Below are 18,126 nucleotides of genomic sequence, written 5' to 3' on the forward strand. Positions count from 1 at the left end.
CCCAGATCATCGTTCAATCGAGTTGTCATCTGTGCCCCCGCTTATTACTCCAGCCGACCGTGAACCGGTCCAGAATGTTGCGGGTAATGCGCTGGGTGAAAGGATCGCCGCGCTTCAGGCCCATGACCCATTCACAGGTAGCAGCAGTGATTACCTCGCCCTTGCCCCTGATCATATGCACCATCATGCCGGAACCGTATTTGTACTTGGCCAGCCCTTGCGGGGTCACCTCGCCCTCGACGCATTGCACGAGCCCTTCGTGGTCGGTGCCACGTACATAGTAGCGAAAACCATCGCCCTGCGGTTCGTCCTCGGCAAGAACGGCCGGCGCCATTGCAAGGATCTCGATGCTTTCCGGCTGGCCTTCAACTTCGACCGGAAAGGGCAGACCATGGCGGAAGGTGTAATCGAGACCGTCAACCTCGTAGGCGAAGATGCGCTGCTTGTCTCCGAAGATATCGGCGTAATGCAGGCCCGTGCCTTCGAACGCCCAGTGCATTGGACGGTAGACGGTAAAACCCTTCTGGCCGTTCGGCGCGAAACCGCCCCAGGAAGCATACATGCCGTGCGCACCGTTGACGCCGACAGTGGAGGCGCCTGGCCAGCGAACGTTCCTGTCTTCCCAGGCGGTGGTCAGCCGGTTGGCCCTGTCGGTGCCGACGACCGGATCCTTGTGGATCGCTTTGAATTTGTAGCAGACCTGCCGCTTGCCGTCGTCCTCCAGCCGAATCTGCCAGAGAAAATTGGCGCCGAACCGGGCGAGCCTGCCGCCCTTTTCGATATAGCTTTCGATTGCCTTGCGCATTTCCCAAGTCCAGTACTCGTCATGGCCAATGATCGTCAGGCAGGGATAAGCGTCAAGCAATTCAGGCCGGTAATGGAGGTCGGTCTGGGTGATGATGTCGAGTTCGAAGCCTTCCTTCTCTGCCCACACAGCGAAATGGCGATCGAACTGCGCCCAGCCGGCGGCCGCGTAATATTGGCCGAACCCGTTGGCGAAGGCCCATTCCTTCATCGGATAGCGCGGCGCATCACCCATTTCCGGGCCGGGATCCGCGCAGATGCGCGGTGCCCCGGCCGGCAGCCAGACGATGCCGCGGGTCCACGGCCGCTCCAGCGACAGCACGCCGGAGGGCTGGCAGCCATCCTCGCCCTCGACGCCGAAATAATGGTTGGCACCGCCGAAATCGTTATAGGCCGTCCAGGTGCCAGTCGGCAGTATCATCAGGATTTTTGCCCGGCGGGTCTTTTCGGTGGGGCGTACGACGAAGAAGTGATGCTGCACAAAGCGGGTGCCGTCGGCGCGTTCGCAGGAGGAAACCACGCGGTAGAAACCGGAACGCAGATCGATCGGCAGCGTGAAGCGATGGCTCACCGGCCATTTGCAGCCGTTCTTGTAAGCATCCTTAGGCGTCGGCGTGAATACGCCCTCGATCTCGGCCTCGTGCAGCATTTCCGGCAGGTATCCGTCCCGGTAGATCTGCAGGCTCCAGCTCTTCGCCGTGGATGTCGAGTGGAACACCACCTCGTCGCCCGGATTATAGGAAATGTCGTTGGTATAGGTATAAACCTCGGGGACGGCAGGGTCCTCGCGCGGCGTCTCATACCAGGGCTGGCTCTGCCAATGCTCGTCGGCGAACATCGGCCGCGTCTTGCGCTGGCCGAGATTGACGGTGCCGAATTCAGGGGATTGGAACGTGTTGTCTGCCATGATCGTCTCTTGCGATGCTGTGGCGGTTTGATCCGCCGGACACTCTGCTCTCACGCCGCTTCCGGCATGAAGAAGGGTTCGGGGTCAAGGAACCGTTTGACGACATTCAGCGTGATCGTGCTGATATTGTTGTCGTAATTGTTGTAGCCGAGCGACATGCCATAGGTTATCGAGCCGGACGCGAAGACAGCGCCACCATTAGCCGTCTCGAAGAACACCATGTCGGCGCGGACGAGTGCATTCTGGGTACCATCGAGACCATCGACCATGGTGCGGAATTCCTCCGGTGTCGGCAGGGCGCCGGCGCCGAGGCCTTCGGAGGTGGCAAGCAGCAGGGTATGGCGCGGCGTGCCGAGTTCGTAGTCCAGCCGGTCGATCTCGCTGCCGACTGCGCCGCCGTAGCGGAAGCCGAAATTGCCGAGCTTTTCGTCCTGGCCCACGCCTTCGAAGATGAAGGCCGCTCGGGCGTTCTCGCTGTCCGGCATGCGGACATAATAGGTGCAGGCATCGTTGATCATTGCCGAAAATCCGGTACCGACCAGTTTCTGCGGGGCAAAGCCGCTATGGCGCCAGAGCGATCCTGGTTCGCCTGTGCCGGCGAGATGCACCTCGCCGGGCTCGGATTCCCATGTGCGGGTGCCGGCCATGCCGCGGCGAACCTCCAGCGCGGCCGGGGCCGCCGGATGGAAACCGCAGCGCCAGTAAAAGGCATTGCCGCCCATGGAAATGTGCCGACCGCCGGCATTCTGATACTGCATGATACCGTTCATCATGTTGAACGAGTAATATTCCGCATGGGTCGGCGTCATCATGGCGCGGTAGGGTTTGAGCGCTCGGGCGCCTTCACGGTCCAGTTCCACATCGGTGATGATGTCGTATGCGATGCCCTTTTCCTCGAGCCAATCGAGGATGTGGGTGTCGTTGATCAGGTTGAACCAGTAGCCGCGCGGCCGCATGCTCAGAACCGGACGCAGCCAGGACGAATAGGCACGGCCGGAGCCGTCGATATGGCAATCATAGGTCGACTGGCCGATCTCCGGATGCTCCTGCATGTAGACATCGTCCGGTGGCAGCCACAGCACATGCTCCATCAGCGTCTCGAAATGCACCTGATAGAGGCGCAGCGCGCTGTTGGCATAGGCAAGATAGGTAGCGACCGAAAGGACGACGACCAGATCGGCGCGCCGCGTCTTCTTGCCCGGCGTGACGAAGAAGGTGACGTAGCTTTCGCAATCCGGCTCCGGTGTGTCACCGACCGGCGTCAGCCGCAGAGCATAGACGCCGGTGCGCCAATCGTCCGGGACGTCGAGCGAAAACGTGGTCTGCCATTGGCAATCGTAGATATCGTCGCTGTGGAAGTGGATGGCCGCATATTCCCTTGGCGCCAGCCGGAAATCATGGACAGCTCCCGACCAGAAGAAGCCGGTGACGCCGCGGCGCGGCAATTGATGCAGTCTTCCATTCAGGCAATTGGCCGAGAGATCCTTCACTGCGAGAGTGGTGATGCCGTCGCCGAAATCCCAGAAGGCGACGAGGCCCTGGGCGGCCGCACCGGTGCGCGGCTGCCAATCGAAGACGCGCAGGGTCTCGGCCTCCAAGGCCTGTGAAAACACACGCGGCGCTTCGATCTTGCCGTCGAAATGGCCGGTGTATTTCTGCGCTTCGTCAAGATGATGGGCGGCGATGAGGAAGTCGCGGCCGGAATCGAGCTGCACGTCTGCCGGCAGGTAGAACGTTTCGGCGTGGGCTGCGGCCGGACGCGTACCATCGGCAGGCACTATCAGCGATAGCGTCGCGGTCTCGTTGGCGAGATCCAGGGTCGCCGAAACGAAGGACCAGATACGTTCGCGCGCTTTTGACTTCAGCGCGAAACGAGCCGAACCGAGAACCAGAACCGGGTGGCCTTCCGTGTCGATTTCCAGCCCATAGCCGCGCCCGGTGTCCTGACACCAATTGCCCATGATGGCCTTGGCATTGTCGGCAATACGGGTCGGAAATATATAGGCGCCGAAGGACCAGGCGTCGCCGCTGGGAGAAAGCGTGCCGCCGTGTGCGATCACCGCGCAGGAGCCCGGGCGGATTTCCTGATCGAGGCAGGCATGGACGCCATCGATAGCACTGTCCATCACGTCGTATTTGAAGCCCGGGCCATTGGTATCCACATCGCCGCAGCGCAGGCGCAGGACTTCGACCCTGACCTTTTCCCGCTTGCTCGACAGCTGGAACTTGACGGTCTCTCCGGCCGGAATGCTGATGCGGTCGGGATAGCCGAGATATTCGTTGGTCTTATAGATCACCTTGGTACTCCGGAGGTAGCTTTACACCGGTCATGGCTTGCCAACGGATCTTGAAGACATGCCATTCCGCCTCGGCCAACGAGGTGAAGATGCGGTCGTCGACGAAGGGCATGGGGTCGCCACGGCGCTCGGGGATGCGCGACAGGCGCCAGGCCTTGCCCGCCTCCAGAACGATCAGCACCAGGCGGCCCTGCGCCTTGCCCCAGCGCATTTTAGCCAGCATCGCCCGCAACTCCGGGCTGTGAACACCAAGCGGGCTTTTGCGGAATTCGGCGACGAGATCGAGCCGCTTGGGATCGATGACGTAACGCATGGCATTCGGGTCACTGGTGTGATCCATGGAATTCGTCCTGTGTTCGGGAGGGCGCGACCCGGCGTGCCTGTTGCCAGAGGGGAGGACCGGATGTCCGGGTCGCGCCGGAGAGGCGGCGTGATTGCCGCCCTTCCGCTTGAAGCATTACCGGGTCAGCCAGGCTGTCCAGCGTGCACGCAACTCGTCACGATGGGCGCCGATCCACTTGAAATCCGGCTTGACCAGTTTCGGATAGTTCTCTGCCGAGGTGGCGAACAGCTTGCCTTCTTCCGGGCTCAGCGTGTCGTAGACGGTCTTGCTCCCGGTCGCGTAATTGACGTCGCGCATGAAAGGCACATGCGCTTCGGAATTGGCGTAGAAGAAGTCGAGATAGGCGAGTGCAGCATTCTTGTCGGGCGCACCCTTCAGGATCGACATGTAGCCGGTATCGCGGATGGCGCCGTCCCAGGACATGGCAACCGGGGCGCCTTCCTTGACCACAGCCAGCGCGCGGCCGGAATAGCTCATGGTCATGACCACTTCCTTGTTGCGCATGATCTGCTGCACCTGGTCGCCGGTCTTCCACCATACGGCCACGTGCGGACGGATCTCGTCCAGCTTCTTGTAGGCGCGGTCGATATCGAGCGGGAAAAGCTCCTCGGGTTTCACGCCGTCGGCCAAAAGGGCCGCGACGGGCACCCACCAGTCGCGGTCGCCGGTGTCAGGCAGGCCGCGCGGACCGGGGAAATCCTTGACGTTCCAGAAGTCGGCCCAGGTCTTGGGCGCCTTGTCCTTGAATATTTCGGTGTTGTAGTTAATCAGCATGCCGCCTGTCGTGCGGACCACGCCATATTCCGTGCAGGCATCCGAAACGCCGAATTTCTGGATGCTCGGGAGCTTGGAGCAATCTATCTTTTCCAGCATTTCCGTCCGAGCGACGAGGTCGGGCCCGGTGGCGGTGACGATGTCGAATTCGACATTGCCGGTGCGCATCATGGCTTCAGAACGCGCCCATTGGTCGGGAACCTCGATGGCGACGGGCACAACCTCGACATCCTTCGCCTTGGCGAAAGGCTCGTAGAAATACTTGGTCAGGGAGTTCCCCATCAGGCCGCCCGTCGTGGCGATGACAAGCTGGTCTTCCAGTTCCTGCGAGACCGCAGGTGCTGCGGTGGCAAGTCCGGCAGCAATGGCCAGTGCTGCCGTGGTCCATTTCCAGTTCTGCTTAGGCATAGACGTTCTCCTCTTGTTTTGGGGATTCCGCTGGTGGTTCCCGTTTAGGTCTTGGCCCGCGATCGCATCAGGTAGGCAATGAGAAGGATCGCGATTGAAAGGACGATCAGCAGCGTGGCGATCGCCGGAATGATGGGCGTCAGGTTCTGCTCGATATCCTCGAACATGCGCCGCGGCAGGGTCTTGTAGCGGACGCCCGACAGGAAGAACGACACGACCGGTTCGTCGAAGGAGATGATGAAGGCGAACAGTGCGCCGCTCACCACGTTCGGCAGTATGAGCGGCAGGGTGATCAACCGGAATGCATTGAGGCGGGAGGCGCCGCAACTCATCGCCGCCGCCTCCAGATTGGCATCGACCTTTCCGAGCGCCGAGGCTGTGGTGAAAACGACGAAGGGCAGTGCCAGGATCGTATGGGCCAGCACGAAGCCTGGAACGGTGCCGGACAGACCGATCGACTGGAAGAACAGGTAGAGCCCGACCGCCAGCGCGATATGGGGTACGATGATCGGCCCAATCAGCAGGATCTGGAACAGGGTTGCGAGACTGCCCCGGCCGCGCACCATGGCATAGGTTGCCGCCGTGCCGATAACGGAAGCGCAAATGGCTGTCAGAAATGCGACCTGCGCGGAAAGCCAGGTCGCGTTGCGCCATTGCCGGCTGCCGAAATATTCCTCATACCATTTCAGCGTGAAGCCGCGCGGCGGAAATTCCAGGTAGTCGCTGCTGCCGAAGGACATGGGAATAACGATGACCAGCGGAATGACGATGAAGGCGAGCACGGCGTAGACATATGCGCTGAGCGCCAGTGATCCTCTGTCGACGGGTGCTCTCATGACTGGGCTCCCATCAGGCGGTCGAAGCGCAACGTCTTGCTGAAGACCAGCGCGAGAACCGTGACGAACAGTGTCAGCACGCCGACCAGTGCGGAGGCAAAGGGCCAGTCCAGAACTTCGCGGATCTGCTGCGAGACGAGCGTCGCGATCATCAGTTCCTGTGGCGAACCGAGCAGCGCCGGCGTGATGAAGAAGCCGAGCGCAGTCAGGAATACCAACAGAGAACCGCTGGCGATGCCGGGCAGACTGAGCGGCAGGATCACCTCCCAGAAGGCGCGCAGGCGCGTCGCGCCCAACACGGCGGCGGCTCTCAGGTAATCGTTGGGGATGGCGCGCAGCGAGCCGAAGATCGGCAGGATCATGAACGGCAGCAGGACATGGGTCATCGCGACAACAACGGCGCCCTGGGTGTATAGCAGCTTCAGCGGTTCCGAGGTGATGCCGACTGCCATCAGTCCGGAATTGACGAGGCCTTCGCGCTGGAACAGGAATGACCAGGCGGCCGTGCGCACCAGCACGCTCGACCAAAGCGGCAAGATCACGCAAACGCCGACCAGCGCCGCGACCGTGCCGCGCGCACGGCTCATGAAATAGGCGACGGGAAAGCCGAGAAGGACGGCAAGGCCGGTGACGAGCACGGCCGTCCAGATCGTGCGCAGCAGCACGCGGGCATAGACCGGATTGGTAACGACGCGGGCATAATTGTCCAGCGTCGGCACCGGCTCCATGAAGCTGATATAGAGCAACTGCCCGATCGGATAGATAAAGACGAAGCCGATGATTGCGAAGAAGGGGGAAAGCAGCAGAAGGGTGGCAAAGCCGCTGAGGCGCCGCCCGTCCGAATGCCAGAATTGCGATCGGGTGGCGGTGGTCATTTCGCGCCTCCGGCATAAAGCAGGATCGCGTCCTTCGGTACACTGAACGTGGCGGTCGCGCCGCGCGTCAGCGCTGTCAGGTCAGATGCGCCAGGCAGGCGGGCACGGATTTCGGTTCCGTCGGGCAGGCTGCCGATCAAAAGCAGCGCGGAGCCGGCATAGACCACGTCAGAAAGCTTGGTCTGCAAGATAAAGGCAGAGCCGGCGGCGCCGAGTTCAAGCCGCTCCGGCCTGACCGCGAGCACGGCTTTCCGAGCTGCCTCGATCTTTTCGACCACGGCATCGGCTGGAACGTTCCAGCGCTCGCCCGACGGCAGCAGAACGGTGACTGTGTCGCCGACGCTTTCCACCGTGACGTCGATGAAGTTCATTTCGCCGATGAAGCCGGCCGTGAAGAGATTGGCCGGCCGCTCGTAAAGTTCGCGCGAGGGGCCGATCTGCTGGATCTCGCCGTCTTTCAGCACCGCGACCCGGTCGGCCATGGTCAGTGCTTCACTCTGATCGTGGGTCACGAAGATAACCGTGATGCCGAGTTCAGCATGCAGCCGCTTGATCTCGAGCTGCATGTCCTCGCGCAGATTCTTGTCGAGCGCGCTCAGGGGCTCGTCCATCAGCAGCACGCGTGGGCGATAGACGATGGCGCGGGCGAGAGCGACGCGCTGTTGCTGGCCGCCGGACAGCTGGTTGGGAAAGCGCCCGCCATAGCCGGCGAGCCGCACCGTGGCGAGCGCTTCCTCGGCACTCGCGTAGCGATCCGCCTTCGCCATGCCACGCATCTTCAAGGGAAAGGCGACATTGTCCAAAATCGACATGTGCGGGAACAGCGTATAGTTCTGGAACACCATACCCAGATTGCGCTTGTTGGCCGGGAGATAGGTCAGGTCCTCGGAATCGACATGGATGCTTCCGCTCGTCGGGAACTCGAAGCCCGCCACGCTCATCAGGATGGTGGTCTTGCCGGAGCCGCTAGGTCCCAGGAGCGCCAGGAACTCGCCCGCTGCTATATCGATATCCACGCCATTGACGGCAAATACGTTGCCGAAGCGCTTTTCCAGACGGCTGATGCGAATGGAGGCGCCTGCCGCCTGCTCTCTGTTCATTGCCATATTCACTGAAGCCTGTTCCCACTTTTATTGTTTGGCTTGGCTCAAGGCGAGGACCCTCAGGATTTCAGTCGATCCCACCCTGTATTCTCGAAATCCCCGATATCATATTTGATATATCATCATGCTAGCGCCTAATGAAATCGGCGACAAGGGCCATTTGCTCGTCTAGCATCGCTTTTCCGCCGATTGTCACGGCCCCTCGTGCCGCCGCGGTTACCATCAGACGGGTTACCGGGGGATTGACGATGATGTCGTAGACCACCGTGGTGTTGCTTATCCCGCTGACATCGATCGGTAGCGGGTCGTCGGACAGCATACCGAGCGAAGTCGTGTTGACGATCAGGTCGAAATTCTCGGCGGTATCGGCGCCGGCGGTCACTTTCGTCTCCGGATGGAGCGCCTGGATCGCATCGGCCAGCGCCTGGGCCTTGACCGGGTCGCGGTTGGATATCCATAATTCGGCGGCGCGGGCCTGAGCCATGGCAAGCGCGGTCGCCCGGCCCGCGCCACCGGCGCCGAGTTGCAGCACGCGCTTGCCGGATATCGTGCATCCACGGTTCAGCAAGGCGGAGATGAAGCCCGGTGCGTCCATGTTGTCGCCGACCAGGCGACCGTCTCGGGTCCGCTTGACGAAATTGACGGCGCCGATGAGCCGCGCGTTCTGCGAGATCTCGTCGAGCAGCGCGGCGATCGCCACCTTGTGCGGGATTGTCACGCCGAACCCGACGACATTGTTCATATGTCGGATCGCGCCGACGACGGCGGGCAGGTCGTCTGGCCGCACATGTAGCGGAGACGTGGCGACGTCCTCGCCGATCCCGGCGAAATAGGCGTTCAGGACGGCGCTTGCCCGGACATGGTCCACCGGATCGGCCAGAACGAACATGATCTTCGATTTGCCGGTGATCTCCACAGACATATCCCTCGACGATCAGCCGGGCAATCGGCTGCGGCCATAGCCTTTATAGCGCTCCAGAACCCGCTCGATTTCCTCGTCGGGAATGATGGCGGGCTGGCCGGCCTGGCATGCGAGGATGTATTGCCGGGCGAGCGTTTCAAGCTTCACCGTCAGGTCGAAGGCCAGTTGCAGGCTGTGGGCCGCGACGATCATGCCGTGATTGGCCAGCAGGCAGGCCTTGCGATCCTTCAAGGCGGCGACGGCGCCGTCGGCCAGCGCCCGCGTTCCGAAAGTGGCGTAGGGTGCGCAGGGCACGTCGTTGCCGCCGAAGCTGGCGATCATATAGTGGAAGGCCGGAATCGGCTTCGCTAGACAGGAGAGCGCCACGCAGCTGTCGGCATGGGTATGGACCACGGCCCGTACCTGAGGGTAGGCATTGAGGATGGCGAGATGCATATGCCACTCGCTGGACGGGACGCCCTCCCCCACCGTCTCGCCGTCGCGATCGAGCCGCACCAGCCGTTCTGGCGTCATATTGGCACTGTTGCCGCCGGTCGGCGTGATCAGGATATCGTCGCCGATGCGGCAGCTGACATTGCCACTGGAGCCGTGGTTAAAACCCTTGGCTTCGAGCTTGCCCACGACATCCAGCAGCGACCGCCGCAATTCGATCTCGCTCATAAGGCCACCTCGGGATTCTGCATGGTGTTCAACGCGCGCGTGAAGAGATCGACCGGGCCGAGCTTGCCGGACTTGAGGCACAGCGCCACCGGATCGGCCTCTTCGGTCACGGCGTTGCCGATCCCTGGCCCGCCATAGGCGCCGACACGGAGATTGCGGATCTTCAGCCGCTCGACCACCGAGCCGGAGGTCTCGCCGCCGGCGACGACGAAGCGACGCACACCCTGTTGATGGAAGGCGACGGCAAGGTCGCCGACAATGTGCTCGGCCAGTGCCGCCGCACCGTCGCGGCCGTAAAGCGCCTGCGCGGCGGAAACGGCTTCGGGTGCTGCGGATGTCGAAATGCCGACCGGACCGGCATCGAGCTTCGGCAGCGCCCATTCGAGTGCAGTAGCCACAGCCTGCCCCGCGCCCTCGACCGCCGCCAGGTCGAGGCGGAGCACCGGATGCGACTTCTCGAAATCGGCGAGCTGCTCCAGCGTGCGTTCGGCGCAGCTGCCGGAGAGCACGACGCCCTTGCCGGCCACGGCTGGGAGGCTGCGCCTTTGCGGCGCGCCCTGAACCAGACCCTTGGCGCGCCAGAATTTCGGATAGTGCTGGACAATTGTGGAATTGCCGGTCACCAGCGGCCAGTCGAGCGTCAGCAAGGCGATATTGTCGAGATCCTTGTCATAGATCGTATCGGTGATGAAAAAGCGTATGCTCTGCGCTGCTTGCTCGGTCACAGCGTTTTCAAGTGCCACGCCACCGGCGCTGATCACCGGATGGGCCAGCAGTCCCACCTTTGCTTCCGATTGGCGCTGCAGGACACGCACGAGGTCGGGATCGGTCATCGGCGTCAGCGGATCATGACGCTTCGGCGATTCCGAAATCAGCTGGGCGGCAAGGAACAGATGGCCGTTGTAGACGGTGCGCTTGAGCTCCGGCGAAGACGGGCAGAAGACGGTATAGGGCGCGCCGGTCACAGCCAACAGCATATCGGAAACGGGACCGATATTGCCCTGGTCCGTGGAATCGAATGTCGCACAGTATTTGAAGAAAATTTGCCGTGCCCCACGGTCTAGAAGCGCGCGCGCGGCGCGCTCGTTGCGGGCGACGGCTTCCGCAGCCGGAATGACACGTGTCTTCTGGGCAACGACGATAGCTTCTACGGGGCCGAGGCTCTCGACGGCGTCCGGATCAGTGACAAAGGCGCAGTTCACGCCTTGGGCAATGAGCATCGCCGCCGTTTCCATGCCGCCGGTTAGGTCGTCTGCGACCACTCCAAAGATTGGCTTCATTCATCTGCCCCCAATCGCACGGTTCATCCCGCATCGTTACCGTACATGATATATCAAATATTGGGCGCAGCAAGTCGGCTGCTACACATTTTCAGTCGGTGCTCGGCCCAGCGTCTGCGGGGTTGATGATCGCGGTGTGGACGACGGCGGTGGGTAGTCCGCGGATACGCTCGCGGATAACGGTCAACAGTCCTGCCGAAGCAATGACGCAGATACCGAGAAGTGCCACGCTGTCGGGATATTCGCCGAAGATCAGCACCCCGAATACGACGGCCCAGGCAAGCTGCGAGTAGTGCATCGGCGTGATCTGGTTGGCGTTGCCGTAGCGCGCCGCCATCACGAAAGCCCATTGCCCAAGGCCATAACAGACGCCAGCCAGCCCGAGCAGCGCGAACTCCTTTGCGGTCGGCACATGAATGCCGCGGATCAGCATGGCTACGGCATTGAGAGCCAGAAGATAAACAATCAGCGTGCCGAGGACGCTGGTGGTCTTCACCTTGCCGCCCACGCGCCTGAGGATTATGACGGCTGTCCCGGTCCCCAGTCCTGTTCCGAGGGCGGCAAGATGGCCGGCGTCGAACGGCTGGATGCCCGGCTTCACCACCAACAGGACACCGCAAAAACCGATGATCACCGCAGACCAGCGCCAGATGCCGACCTGTTCCTTCAGTACAAGCGCCGACATGATCGTGACGAATAGAGGGGCCAGAAATACCAACGCGTACGCCTGGGCAAGCGGGATAGTGGTGAAGGCGTAAACGCCGCAGAGGCTAGCCACGACCCCACACATCGCGCGCCCATGAACCGAGAGCGGATACGTTGTGCGCCAAAAATCGCGCCATCTTTCATTGGGATGGCGCGTTACCAATAGGCTTGCAGCGGCAAAGATATTGACGACAAAGGCGGTCTCGAAAATTGAAAGATGCCTGCCGGCCGCCTTCACTGAGGCATCGGTTACGGAAAAGGCGGCATAGGCAATCAGGGCAAGTAGGTAAACGTTTCGCAATGCCGCAACTTCCTCGGCGAATTTTTCATATATCATATTTCATAAGAGGAAGTTATGAAAGCCAGTGTGTTATCTCATTGCTCGATTCGGGAGGATAGATATTTCAGTTACTTATATGGAAGTGTATCCGCAGAACATGGCGACGTGATTGAAATCGGTAGTGTGCCGACTATTTCCCCTCGCCCTCGACGTTCGCGAACGCCATTCGTCCCAACCAGCTCGACACGGCCATTCAATTTCAATCGCGCCATCCACCAGTACCTCTTCTGAAAACGGTTCTGGTAGGCATTCGCAATGGTTTTGATAGAGAGGTGATCCGACAGGTCGAGTGGCAAGACCTCGACCCCCTTTATCCCGGCCAACGCAGCTCGGGTAACGAGAGTATATCGTGGGTACAAGGACACTCGCACCACGCGCGGCAATTACTCTAACCGTTTCCAGACCAAGACCAGAAGAGCCGCCAGTCACTAGCGCAACTTGTCCTCTAAGGTCCACGTCGCGAGCGACCTAGGCCGCGGTCACAGCAGCATCGATCTGGGTTTGGAGCGGTCTCTGAGTTTCGTACATGGTGCTCCTGCTCCAGATCCCATTGGTTGATTGAAACCGGCTTCGTCGAAGACTTCAGAGGGTCATCTGATCTGGAGAGCTCTGCAGACTTTGTTGGTATAGCAGCGGTCCGAGAGTTTTTCGAGTCGGTCTCAATTCTGCGACCGCCGCTTCCTGTTCGCTAGCCTTGAGGGCGTTGCCAGCCTGTCCCGTCAGAATTTCGAGAGCGGCCTCGTCCTCCCCACGGAAGGCGAGCCGCTCCGTACTCTCGATGAAGAGCACGCCCTTAAATTAATAGAACCAACCTCGAAGACAGCCGGCGGGGACCTCAAAACTCACATTTAGCTGTCGTTGTCGTTTCAGCCCAACAGCGCCTGCATGGTCGCCCGGAAGCGAGCCTCGATGCCTTCGCGAAACTTGTGCCGACCGCCTTTTACCTGCCTGACGCCGTTCACCCAAACACTGTCCGGCTTCGGACCACCCGCGAAGATCAGATGATCGAGGACCGTATCGCCTGTAACCCACGGATACCCTGAAAGATCGAGCGAGACGAGATCGGCCGGCGCGCCCTCGCGGATACCCGCCTCATCGCCAAGCGCCCGGCTGCCGCCGACGAGCGCACGGTCGAACAGGGCACGGCCGGTCGAGCCGTTGACAGGCGCGATGACGTTGCGGGCACGGCGGGCGAGACGCTGCGAATATTCGAGCTGGCGCAGTTCGTCGCCAAGCCCGATCAGCACGTTGGAATCCGAACCGACGCCGAAGGCACCACCGGCCGCGAGGAAATCCGCGCCCGGAAAAATGCCGTCGCCGAGATTGGCCTCCGTGACCGGGCAGAGGCCGGCGACGGCGCCGCTTTTCGCCATGGCGCGGGTCTCCGCATCCGTCATGTGGGTGGCATGGATAAGGCACCAGCGCCGATCGACCGGGGCATTCGCCATGAGATAATCGACCGGGCGCGCACCGGAAAAGGCGAGGCAATCCTCGACTTCCCTCATTTGCTCGGCCACATGGATATGCACCGGCCCGCCATTTGCCAGCGGCAGGATTTCGGCGATCTCCTTGATGGTCGCCGCACGCAGGGAATGGGGCGCAATGCCGATCCGGCTTTTCGGAAGCGAGGCGACGGCTTTCGCCGCCCCCTCCATCAGCCGCGCGAAGCTTTCGGTGGAGTTGACGAAACGCCGCTGGCCTTCGCCGGCCGCCTGCCCGCCGAAGCCGGAATGGGCGTAGAACACCGGCAGCAGCGTCAGCCCGATGCCGGTTTTGGCCGCGGCTGCGGCGATACGTTCCGCCATTTCGGCGATGTTTGCATAAGCCGCACCGTCCTTGTCATGGTGCAGGTAATGGAACTCGCCGACGCGGCCGAAGCCGGCTTCCAGCATTTCCATATAGAGCTGCGCGGCAACCGCCTCGACCTGATCCGGCGTCATCGACAAGGCAAAACGATACATCAGCGTGCGCCAGCTCCAGAAGCTGTCGTCACCCATGCCTCGCACCTCCGTCAGCCCAGCCATGGCCCGCTGGAAGGCATGGCTATGCAAATTGGGCATTGCGGGCAGGAGAACGTCGAGGCGCTCATCCGTCGGGGTCGCGGCAACCCCAGCCTCCACCCGCACAATCCGACCATTTTCGAGCATCAGCCGCACATCCCGCAGCCAGCCTCCGGCCGTCAATGCCGTTTTTGCGTGAAGCGTCGTCATCATCGCGTTCCCGATTTTTCGTCTTGTCAGGTTCACCATTATGTATATACATATTACGAACAAAGGAAAGGCAAAAGACAATGAGCGGGAACAATTCCTTGCCTACTTCCGACCATCCGGCCAATGGCCTCTGGCGCAATGCGCGGCTTGCGACCTTTTCAAACGATATTGCCGTCACCGAAGACGCAGCCCTTGCAGTCGTTGACGGACGTATCGCCTATGCCGGCGCGGAAAGCGTGCTGCCGGCGGAATTCGCCGCGCTGCCCGCGACCGATTGCCAGGCGCGGCTGATCACCCCCTCGCTCATCGATTGCCACACCCATCTCGTCTTCGGCGGCGATCGCGCGATGGAATTTGAAATGCGGCTGTCCGGTGCAAGCTATGAAGAGATCGCCAGGGCCGGCGGCGGCATCGTCTCGACAGTTTCGGCAACGCGGGCGCTCTCGGTGGACCAACTGGTGGCAGAAAGCCTGCCGCGCCTTGATGCGCTACTATCCGAAGGCGTTTCTACCGTCGAGATCAAGTCCGGCTACGGACTGACCGTAGAGACCGAACTGAACATGCTGCGCGCCGCCCGCCACTTCAGCGAGATCCGCCCTGTGCGTGTCGTGACGAGCTGGCTTGCCGCGCATGCCACCCCGGCCGAATACAAGGGCCGCAACGGCGACTATATCCGCGATGTCGTGCTGCCGGGGTTGGACATGGCCCATGCAGAGGGGCTTGTGGATGCCGTGGACGGCTTTTGCGAGGGCATAGCCTTTTCGGTTGCCGAGATGCGGACCGTCTTCGACAAGGCGAAGGAACTGGGGCTGCCGGTCAAGCTTCACGCCGAGCAGCTTTCCAATCAGGGCGGCGCGAAAATGGCGGCGTCCTATGGCGCACTCTCCTGCGAACATCTCGAATATCTCGACGTGGAAGGGGCAGAAGCCATGGCAAGGGCCGGAACGGTAGCCGTGCTTCTGCCGGGTGCCTATTATACGCTGCGCGAGAAGCAGGCGCCGCCGGTGGCCGCGCTGCGGCAGGCCGGTGTTAGGATCGCGCTTTCCACCGACTGCAATCCCGGCACCTCGCCGCTTACCTCACTTCTGCTGACGCTCAATATGGGCGCGACCCTGTTCAGCCTTACCGTCGAAGAATGCCTGGCGGGCGCCACCCGCGAGGCCGCCCGCGCGCTTGGCCTCCTCCACGAGACAGGCACGCTGGAGGCCGGCAAATCCGCCGACTTTACGGTCTGGAACGTGAAACGCCCAGCAGAACTCGTCTATCGCATCGGCTTCAATCCCCTTCACGCCCGCATCTTCAAGGGAAGGAAGGCATCCTGATGACCCACGTTCTCACACCCGGACAGGTTTCCCTCCCCGTCCTGGCGGATATCTACTGGAACGGCGCCACTGCCCGGCTCGATCCCGCCTTCGACATGGCGATCGAAAATGGCGCGCGGCGCATCGCCGAGATTGCCGCAGGCAACGCTCCGGTCTACGGCATCAATACCGGCTTTGGAAAGCTCGCCTCGATCAAGATCGACGCGGCGGATGTCGCCACACTCCAGCGCAACCTCATCCTCTCCCATTGCTGTGGCGTGGGTGACCCGCTGCCAGAAAATATCGTGCGGCTCGTCATGGCGCTGAAGCTCGTCTCCCTCGGGCGCGGCGCTTCGGGTGTCCGGCCGGAACTGGTGCGGCTGATCGAGGCCATGCTGGAGAAAGGCGTCACCCCCGTCATTCCGGAGAAGGGTTCGGTCGGCGCGTCCGGCGATCTCGCGCCGCTCGCACACATGGCGGCGGTGATTACGGGCGAAGGCGAGGCCTTTTTCGAGGGCAGCCGGCTTGCGGGCCGCGCAGCCCTGGAAAAGGCCGGACTTGTGCCGATCGTGCTGGCCGCCAAGGAGGGATTGGCCCTCATAAACGGCACGCAGACCTCCACGGCACTGGCGCTTGCCGGCCTCTTCCGCGCCCACCGCGCATTGCAGGCGGCGCTGGTCACCGGAGCACTTTCGACCGATGCGGCGATGGGCTCCTCCGCGCCCTTCCATCCCGATATCCACACGCTGCGCGGGCACCAAGGCCAGATCGATACGGCAGGCGCCTTGCGTGAACTGCTGGACGGTTCTCAAATCCGCAAGAGCCACATCGAAGGCGACGAGCGGGTGCAGGACCCCTATTGCATCCGCTGCCAGCCGCAGGTGGATGGCGCCTGCCTCGATCTTCTGCGCTCCGTCGCCCGCACGCTGGAAATCGAGGCCAATGCGGTAACCGACAACCCGCTGGTCCTTTCCGATAATTCCGTCGTGTCCGGCGGTAATTTCCACGCCGAGCCGGTGGCATTTGCTGCCGACCAGACGGCGCTCGCCATCTGCGAGATCGGGGCAATCGCCCAGCGTCGCATCGCCCTTCTGGTCGATCCGGCGCTGTCCTACGGCCTGCCTGCCTTCCTGTCGAAAAAGCCGGGGCTCAATTCCGGACTGATGATCGCCGAGGTCACCTCCGCGGCGCTGATGAGCGAAAACAAGCAGATGGCCCATCCAGCCTCGGTGGACTCAACGCCGACCTCCGCCAATCAGGAGGATCATGTGTCCATGGCCTGCCATGGCGCGCGCCGCCTGCTGGCAATGACGGAAAACCTGTTTTCCATTCTTGGTATAGAGGCGCTTGCCGCCGTCCAAGGCGTGGAACTGCGCGGACCGCTGAAGACCGGGACCGAGCTTCAGAAGGCGCTCACCACAATCCGTGCCGTCGTGCCTGCGCTGGAGGAGGATCGCTATATGGCGAACGACCTCAAGGCCGCAGCCGCGCTGGTTTCGTCCGGCGCGCTGACGGCGTCGGTGTCCGCCGGCATTCTCCCCGCATTGGAGGTTTGAGATGGCTGTTTTCGAGGTCAGTCGGGGCACCTCGCCCGTCATTCTCGGTTTCCCGCATACGGGAACCGACGTGCCGCCCGCAATTTGGGAACGGCTGAACGACAATGGCCGCAAGCTCGCCGATACCGACTGGCATATCCACAAGCTCTATGACGGTCTGCTGGCGGATGCGACCACGGTGCGTGCCACCTTTCATCGCTATGTCATCGACGCCAACCGCGATCCGGCGGGCGCGAGCCTCTATCCGGGGCAGAACACCACGGGCCTGGTCCCGGAAACGGATTTCGACGGCCTGGTGATCTGGAAGGATGGCGAAGCACCGACGCAAGCCGATATAGCCGCCCGGCTTGCCGAATTCCACGCCCCCTATCACGCCGCACTCGCCGCCGAAATCAGGCGGGTGAAGGCGCCCCATGGCTTTGCCGTGCTCTACGACTGCCATTCGATCCGCTCGCACATTCCCTTCCTGTTCGAGGGCAGGCTGCCGGATTTCAACATCGGCACGGACATGGGCAGGACCTGCGCACCGGAGATCGAAAAGATTGCCGTCGAAGTGACAGCGACGGCCGAGGGCTACACGTCCATCCTCAACGGTCGCTTCAAAGGCGGCTGGACGACGCGCCATTACGGCCAGCCGGAAACCGGCGTTCACGCCATCCAGATGGAACTGGCGCAATCCACGCATTTGCGGAGCGAGGATCTGCCCTTCGCCTATGACGCGGCGAAGGCGGAGACGCTTCGCGTCCACCTGAAGGCCATTCTCACCCGCATCGAGGTCTTTGCGCTCGCCAACAAGAACTGAGGG

Annotated in this window: 15 protein-coding genes; 3 read left to right on the top strand and 12 right to left on the bottom strand. The window is 61.8% G+C overall.

Features of this window, described 5'->3' with window-relative positions:
* Positions 1-25: 25 nt before the first annotated feature.
* From QEO92_RS15245 to QEO92_RS15300, 12 genes are all read right to left on the bottom strand, one after another.
* The gene (locus QEO92_RS15245; RefSeq protein WP_227703594.1) at positions 26-1,711 is read right to left on the bottom strand and encodes a N,N-dimethylformamidase beta subunit family domain-containing protein; all 1,686 of its coding nucleotides are present in this window, start codon (positions 1,709-1,711) and stop codon (positions 26-28) included.
* Positions 1,712-1,761: 50 nt separating this feature from the next.
* Positions 1,762-4,008, bottom strand: coding sequence for a N,N-dimethylformamidase beta subunit family domain-containing protein (locus QEO92_RS15250; protein ID WP_227703595.1), 2,247 nt, complete (start codon positions 4,006-4,008; stop codon positions 1,762-1,764).
* The gene (locus tag QEO92_RS15255) at positions 3,998-4,348 is read right to left on the bottom strand and encodes a N,N-dimethylformamidase alpha subunit family protein (RefSeq protein WP_227703596.1); all 351 of its coding nucleotides are present in this window, start codon (positions 4,346-4,348) and stop codon (positions 3,998-4,000) included. The genes QEO92_RS15250 and QEO92_RS15255 overlap by 11 nt, the downstream gene beginning before the upstream one ends.
* 117 nt (positions 4,349-4,465) lie before the next feature.
* Positions 4,466-5,533: an extracellular solute-binding protein gene (locus tag QEO92_RS15260; protein WP_227703597.1), complete on the bottom strand. Its 1,068-nt coding sequence runs from the start codon at positions 5,531-5,533 to the stop codon at positions 4,466-4,468.
* Positions 5,534-5,577: 44 nt separating this feature from the next.
* A complete protein-coding gene (locus QEO92_RS15265; RefSeq protein ID WP_227703598.1) occupies positions 5,578-6,369 on the bottom strand; it encodes an ABC transporter permease in 792 nt (263 codons plus the stop codon).
* Positions 6,366-7,244 carry an ABC transporter permease gene (locus QEO92_RS15270; protein ID WP_227703599.1) on the bottom strand — a complete coding sequence of 293 codons (879 nt, stop codon included), beginning with the start codon at positions 7,242-7,244 and terminating at the stop codon, positions 6,366-6,368. Before QEO92_RS15270 ends, QEO92_RS15265 begins: the two co-directional genes overlap by 4 nt.
* Entirely contained in the window at positions 7,241-8,344 is a 1,104-nt protein-coding gene (locus tag QEO92_RS15275) for an ABC transporter ATP-binding protein (protein WP_227703600.1), read from the bottom strand. Before QEO92_RS15275 ends, QEO92_RS15270 begins: the two co-directional genes overlap by 4 nt.
* Positions 8,345-8,474: 130 nt before the next feature.
* On the bottom strand, positions 8,475-9,263 hold the full coding sequence (locus QEO92_RS15280; protein ID WP_280107445.1) for a shikimate dehydrogenase family protein: 789 nt from the start codon (positions 9,261-9,263) through the stop codon (positions 8,475-8,477).
* Between the two features lie 18 nt (positions 9,264-9,281).
* On the bottom strand, positions 9,282-9,929 hold the full coding sequence (locus tag QEO92_RS15285; protein ID WP_227703602.1) for a class II aldolase/adducin family protein: 648 nt from the start codon (positions 9,927-9,929) through the stop codon (positions 9,282-9,284).
* On the bottom strand, positions 9,926-11,209 hold the full coding sequence (gene otnK / locus QEO92_RS15290; RefSeq protein ID WP_227703603.1) for a 3-oxo-tetronate kinase: 1,284 nt from the start codon (positions 11,207-11,209) through the stop codon (positions 9,926-9,928). The genes QEO92_RS15285 and otnK overlap by 4 nt, the downstream gene beginning before the upstream one ends.
* A 91-nt stretch (positions 11,210-11,300) precedes the next feature.
* Positions 11,301-12,215 (bottom strand): DMT family transporter, encoded by a 915-nt coding sequence (locus tag QEO92_RS15295; RefSeq protein ID WP_227703604.1) that lies wholly within the window; start codon positions 12,213-12,215, stop codon positions 11,301-11,303.
* A 905-nt stretch (positions 12,216-13,120) separates the two neighbouring features.
* Positions 13,121-14,464 (bottom strand): formimidoylglutamate deiminase, encoded by a 1,344-nt coding sequence (locus QEO92_RS15300; RefSeq protein WP_227703605.1) that lies wholly within the window; start codon positions 14,462-14,464, stop codon positions 13,121-13,123.
* Positions 14,465-14,544: 80 nt separating this feature from the next.
* Here QEO92_RS15300 and hutI point away from each other — a divergent pair, with 80 nt between their 5' ends.
* The 3 genes from hutI to hutG are packed head-to-tail and all read left to right on the top strand — an operon-like array spanning position 14,545 to position 18,123.
* Positions 14,545-15,786, top strand: coding sequence for an imidazolonepropionase (gene hutI / locus QEO92_RS15305; RefSeq protein WP_227703606.1), 1,242 nt, complete (start codon positions 14,545-14,547; stop codon positions 15,784-15,786).
* Positions 15,786-17,321 carry a histidine ammonia-lyase gene (gene hutH, locus QEO92_RS15310; protein ID WP_227703607.1) on the top strand — a complete coding sequence of 512 codons (1,536 nt, stop codon included), beginning with the start codon at positions 15,786-15,788 and terminating at the stop codon, positions 17,319-17,321. The genes hutI and hutH overlap by 1 nt, the downstream gene beginning before the upstream one ends.
* 1 nt (position 17,322) lies before the next feature.
* On the top strand, positions 17,323-18,123 hold the full coding sequence (gene hutG / locus QEO92_RS15315; protein WP_227703608.1) for an N-formylglutamate deformylase: 801 nt from the start codon (positions 17,323-17,325) through the stop codon (positions 18,121-18,123).
* Positions 18,124-18,126: the final 3 nt, after the last annotated feature.

This window comes from Neorhizobium petrolearium, assembly GCF_029854435.1.
Taxonomy (GTDB): domain Bacteria; phylum Pseudomonadota; class Alphaproteobacteria; order Rhizobiales; family Rhizobiaceae; genus Neorhizobium; species Neorhizobium petrolearium.

What these genes read in the sequence shown, in the direction of transcription:
- QEO92_RS15265 (WP_227703598.1), bottom strand. Translation starts at nt 6,369, where the DNA reads ATGAGAGCACCCGTCGACAGAGGATCACTGGCGCTCAGCGCATATGTC.
- otnK (WP_227703603.1), bottom strand. Translation starts at nt 11,209, where the DNA reads ATGAAGCCAATCTTTGGAGTGGTCGCAGACGACCTAACCGGCGGCATG.
- QEO92_RS15300 (WP_227703605.1), bottom strand. Translation starts at nt 14,464, where the DNA reads ATGACGACGCTTCACGCAAAAACGGCATTGACGGCCGGAGGCTGGCTG.
- QEO92_RS15275 (WP_227703600.1), bottom strand. Translation starts at nt 8,344, where the DNA reads ATGAACAGAGAGCAGGCGGCAGGCGCCTCCATTCGCATCAGCCGTCTG.
- hutG (WP_227703608.1), top strand. Translation starts at nt 17,323, where the DNA reads ATGGCTGTTTTCGAGGTCAGTCGGGGCACCTCGCCCGTCATTCTCGGT.
- QEO92_RS15255 (WP_227703596.1), bottom strand. Translation starts at nt 4,348, where the DNA reads ATGGATCACACCAGTGACCCGAATGCCATGCGTTACGTCATCGATCCC.
- hutI (WP_227703606.1), top strand. Translation starts at nt 14,545, where the DNA reads ATGAGCGGGAACAATTCCTTGCCTACTTCCGACCATCCGGCCAATGGC.
- QEO92_RS15270 (WP_227703599.1), bottom strand. Translation starts at nt 7,244, where the DNA reads ATGACCACCGCCACCCGATCGCAATTCTGGCATTCGGACGGGCGGCGC.
- QEO92_RS15260 (WP_227703597.1), bottom strand. Translation starts at nt 5,533, where the DNA reads ATGCCTAAGCAGAACTGGAAATGGACCACGGCAGCACTGGCCATTGCT.
- hutH (WP_227703607.1), top strand. Translation starts at nt 15,786, where the DNA reads ATGACCCACGTTCTCACACCCGGACAGGTTTCCCTCCCCGTCCTGGCG.
- QEO92_RS15245 (WP_227703594.1), bottom strand. Translation starts at nt 1,711, where the DNA reads ATGGCAGACAACACGTTCCAATCCCCTGAATTCGGCACCGTCAATCTC.
- QEO92_RS15285 (WP_227703602.1), bottom strand. Translation starts at nt 9,929, where the DNA reads ATGAGCGAGATCGAATTGCGGCGGTCGCTGCTGGATGTCGTGGGCAAG.